The following is a 3,730-nucleotide window of genomic DNA, read 5'->3' as shown; positions in this document are numbered from 1 at the left end:
CTTGGCAGTCTCAGTCGATGCAAGAGATGGTTATGTAGCTACTGACGGTTGGATTGAAACATCGAATGTAGAAGCGAGTCAATTTGCTAAACAGTTAGAAGCTGCTAGTGTTAAGACGGTTGTTTATACTGATATTTCTAAAGACGGCATGCTTGAAGGGCCAAACTTTGAAGCTTTATCAGACTTAAACGAGCAAACTGAATTACAGGTTATAGCATCTGGAGGGGTCTCATCACTTTCAGATATTCAAAGGTTAAGTGAATTGAAGCTTTACGGTGTGATCATTGGCAAAGCCCTCTATGAAGATCGAGTTAACCTATCAGATATTATGAAGGAGCCTAAGACATGTTAGCGAAAAGAATTATTCCTTGTTTAGACGTTCAAGATGGAAGAGTTGTTAAAGGGAAAAAGTTTACTGACATACAAGATGTCGCTGACCCAGTCGAACTCGGAAAAAAGTATAGCGAACTAGGCGCTGATGAACTCGTTTTTTACGATATAACGGCTTCACATGAAAAGCGAGGCATTTTTTTAGACGTCGTTGAACGCGTTGCTGAGGAAGTTCATATTCCGTTTACTGTCGGTGGAGGCATTCAATCAGTTGAAGATTTTAGAGCTGTGTTAAAAGCAGGAGCAGATAAAGTATCCGTTAATAGTGCAGCTGTTTCTAGGCCTTCATTAATTGATGAAGCGGCTGTTCGTTTCGGTAACCAATGTGTCGTTTTATCCATTGATGCGAAAGAAGTTGATGGTGAGTGGTTTGTTTTCGTTAAAGGTGGTCGTGAAAATACAGGGAAAAGGTTGTTTGAATGGGCAAAAGAAGGCGAACGTCGTGGCGCAGGCGAAATTGTGTTGAATGTTATGGATACAGACGGTGTGAAACAAGGGTATCTCAATGAGGTTATGGCTCAGTTAAGTGAACAAGTAAACATACCAATTGTAGCTTCAGGAGGTGCTGGTCAAGTAGAGCATTTTCGTGATGTCTTAAAACAAGGTCAAGCTGATGCTGCATTGGCCGCATCTGTCTTTCACTTTGGTGAGATCGACTTACAATCATTAAAGCAATATTTATATGAACAGCAACTTCCAATTAGGTTAGGGTGAACAGTTATGAAGCAGTTAGAAGTCCAATTTGATGAAAAAGGTTTAGTGCCAGCAATTATTCAAGATTATAAAACAGGGGAAGTGCTCATGTTAGCTTACATGAATGAAGAGTCGCTTAATAAGACGATTGAGACGAAGCGAACGTGGTTTTACAGCCGTAGTCGACAAGAACTTTGGCAAAAAGGGGCTACGTCAGGAAACAATCAAAACGTTAAACAATTAAGCTATGATTGTGATGAAGATGCGTTACTTATTCAAGTCGAGCAAGTGGGCGTTGCATGCCATACAGGGGAAAAAAGTTGTTTTTACCGCGAAGTAGATTTAGAGGAATCAACACCGTTTAACCGTTCAGTTATTAATGAGTTGTATAGTACGATTGAAGAACGAAAAGTGAATCGTAAAGAAGGGTCCTATACGAATTACTTATTTGATGAGGGTATTGATAAAATTTTAAAGAAAATAAGTGAAGAATCCGGCGAAGTATTAATAGGTGCTAAAAATGATGACGATGAAAATTTAGTGATGGAAATTGCAGATCTAACGTATCATTTGATCGTATTAATGGTTGAAAAAGGGTTGTCTGTTGAGCAAGTAAAAGAAGTGTTAACGAAGAGAATGAAGGGTGAGTAGTTTGAGTAAGTTTTGGAGCCGAACAGCACGTGAAGCAAAACCTTATATTCCTGGAGAACAACCGAATGAATCACAAGTTATTAAGTTAAATACGAATGAAAACCCATATCCACCTTCGCCGAAAACATTAGAAGCGATGAAAGAGGTTGTGAATGAAGGTTTGCGAAAGTATCCAACGCCAACAGTCGACTCGTTAAAGCGTGTCATCGCAAACCGTGAAGGGGTCAATAGTAAACAAGTGTTTGTTGGAAATGGGTCTGATGAAGTGTTAGCTTTTGCCTTTCAAGCGTTCTTTGAACCTAACGAGGCGATAAAGTTTCCGAGTGTGACGTATAGTTTCTACCCTGTTTATGCGAATTTGTATGGCATTCCATATCAAGCAGTGACGCTAAATGATGATTTTACAATTGACGTTGAAGGAATGAAACAGTCGATTGGAGGCGTCATTTTTCCAAATCCGAATGCACCAACAGGTTTAGCTTTACGTTTGGAGCAAATAGAAGAGATTTTACAAGGTAATCCTAATAATGTCGTGATTGTAGATGAAGCTTATGTTGAGTTTGGAGGAGAGTCAGCTGTAGACCTAGTCGAGAAGTACCCTAATTTACTTGTAACGAAGACATTATCAAAATCACATGCTCTTGCAGGCATTAGAGTCGGTTATGCAGTAGGGCAAGAAGACTTAATTGAAGGACTCCAGCGGATTAAAAACTCCTTTAATTCGTACACGATTAACAGTGTGTCATTAGCAGGTGCTGAAGCGGCGTTAAGTGATGACGTCTATTATCGAGAAACGTTGGAACGTGTGATCAACACTCGAGTTTGGTTTAAACAATCACTTGAAGAATTAGGTTTAGAAGTTTTAGATTCTAAAGCTAATTTCTTATTTGTAAAACCGATCGGCGTTGAAGCAGAATGGTTGTACTTAACGTTAAAAGAACGAGGCTTTTACATTCGTTACTTCGACAAACCTGAAGTAAGAGGGTTTGTCCGAATATCAGTTGGGACGGATGAAGAGATGAAGCGCTTATTGAATGAGATTTCGAATTTATTAAACGGTGATTGCTAGATGCTCAAAAACTTAGTCCAGGTGCTCAAAAAATCAGTCTAGATGCTCAAACCCTTGATCTAGAAGCTCATAGAAAAACCCGAGAGACGCATAGAATCTTTCTAGAAGCTCATAGAAAAGCCCAAGAGGCGCATAGAATCGAGCAAGAGGTTCATAGAACAGCTCAAGGAGCTCATAGCATTAAAAAAGCTGGCACCCGGGCCAGCTTTAAATATGACTAATCCTTTAACTTGAGTAATCGTAGTGCGTTAAGTGTTACAAGTAATGTTGCACCCATGTCGGCTAGTATTGCAATCCATAACGTTAACCAACCAGGAATGACTAACAATAACGTAAGTGCTTTCGTCGTCAGTGCAAAGACAATGTTTTGTTTAATAATGTTTAATGCTTTTCGACTTAACTTCATAGTATAAGGAAGTTTTGATAAGTCATCGCCCATAAGTGCAATATCAGCCGTTTCTAAGGCAGTATCTGTTCCAGCGCTACCCATTGCAATGCCAACGTTTGCAGTAGCTAGTGCAGGTGCATCATTAACACCGTCACCGACCATCGCAATTTGTCCGTGTTGTTCTTGTAGTTCTTTAACTTTCATTTGCTTATCTTTCGGTAGTAATTGAGACAAGTACTGTTTAATACCAACTTGATGACTGATTGATTTAGCTGTTACTTCATGGTCACCAGTAAGTAATACAGTACGGTTGATGTTCAGTTTATTTAATTTTGCAATCATGCTTTGTGCCATTGGTCGAATGGCATCAGCTATACTAACTAAGCCAAGGACACGATCATTTTCACTCATCAAAATAACCGTATGGCCAGATTGTCTAGCTTCATTGACAGCTGTTTGTTGCTCACTATTTAAATCGAACATTGAGGACTTCCGATTTTAAACTGTGAACTTTCGATTTCACCAGTTACACCTCTTCC

At 39.4% G+C, this 3,730-nt stretch carries 5 protein-coding genes; 4 read left to right on the top strand and 1 reads right to left on the bottom strand.

The features are described 5' to 3' along the window. From A194_RS18820 to hisC, 4 genes are all read left to right on the top strand, one after another. Nucleotides 1–352 (top strand): 1-(5-phosphoribosyl)-5-[(5-phosphoribosylamino)methylideneamino]imidazole-4-carboxamide isomerase (locus A194_RS18820; protein WP_017187687.1); only part of this gene is annotated, 352 nt, incomplete at its 5' end. Further along, nucleotides 346–1,104, top strand: coding sequence for an imidazole glycerol phosphate synthase subunit HisF (hisF, locus tag A194_RS0115385; protein WP_017187686.1), 759 nt, complete (start codon nt 346–348; stop codon nt 1,102–1,104). The genes A194_RS18820 and hisF, both read left to right, overlap by 7 nt. A gap of 6 nt (nt 1,105–1,110) precedes the next feature. Beyond that, entirely contained in the window at nt 1,111–1,734 is a 624-nt protein-coding gene (hisIE, locus tag A194_RS0115380) for a bifunctional phosphoribosyl-AMP cyclohydrolase/phosphoribosyl-ATP diphosphatase HisIE (protein ID WP_017187685.1), read from the top strand. Nucleotide 1,735: 1 nt separating this feature from the next. Next, nucleotides 1,736–2,803, top strand: a complete 1,068-nt coding sequence (hisC, locus tag A194_RS0115375) for a histidinol-phosphate transaminase (protein ID WP_029425378.1) — start codon at nt 1,736–1,738, stop codon at nt 2,801–2,803. 217 nt (nt 2,804–3,020) lie between these two features. On the opposite strand, the gene A194_RS18815 is transcribed toward hisC, so the two are convergent. Continuing rightward, on the bottom strand, nt 3,021–3,674 hold the full coding sequence (locus A194_RS18815; protein ID WP_017187682.1) for an HAD-IC family P-type ATPase: 654 nt from the start codon (nt 3,672–3,674) through the stop codon (nt 3,021–3,023). Between the last annotated feature and the right edge of the window lie 56 nt (nt 3,675–3,730).

The organism is Alkalibacillus haloalkaliphilus C5 (assembly GCF_000269905.1).
GTDB lineage: Bacteria > Bacillota > Bacilli > Bacillales > Alkalibacillaceae > Alkalibacillus > Alkalibacillus haloalkaliphilus_A.
This window is presented reverse-complemented; position numbering and strand designations above follow the sequence as displayed.

Bases quoted from the DNA above. Each gene is read 5' to 3' on its own strand.
- hisF (WP_017187686.1), top strand. From the start codon at position 346: ATGTTAGCGAAAAGAATTATTCCTTGTTTAGACGTTCAAGATGGAAGA.
- hisIE (WP_017187685.1), top strand. From the start codon at position 1,111: ATGAAGCAGTTAGAAGTCCAATTTGATGAAAAAGGTTTAGTGCCAGCA.
- A194_RS18815 (WP_017187682.1), bottom strand. From the start codon at position 3,674: ATGTTCGATTTAAATAGTGAGCAACAAACAGCTGTCAATGAAGCTAGA.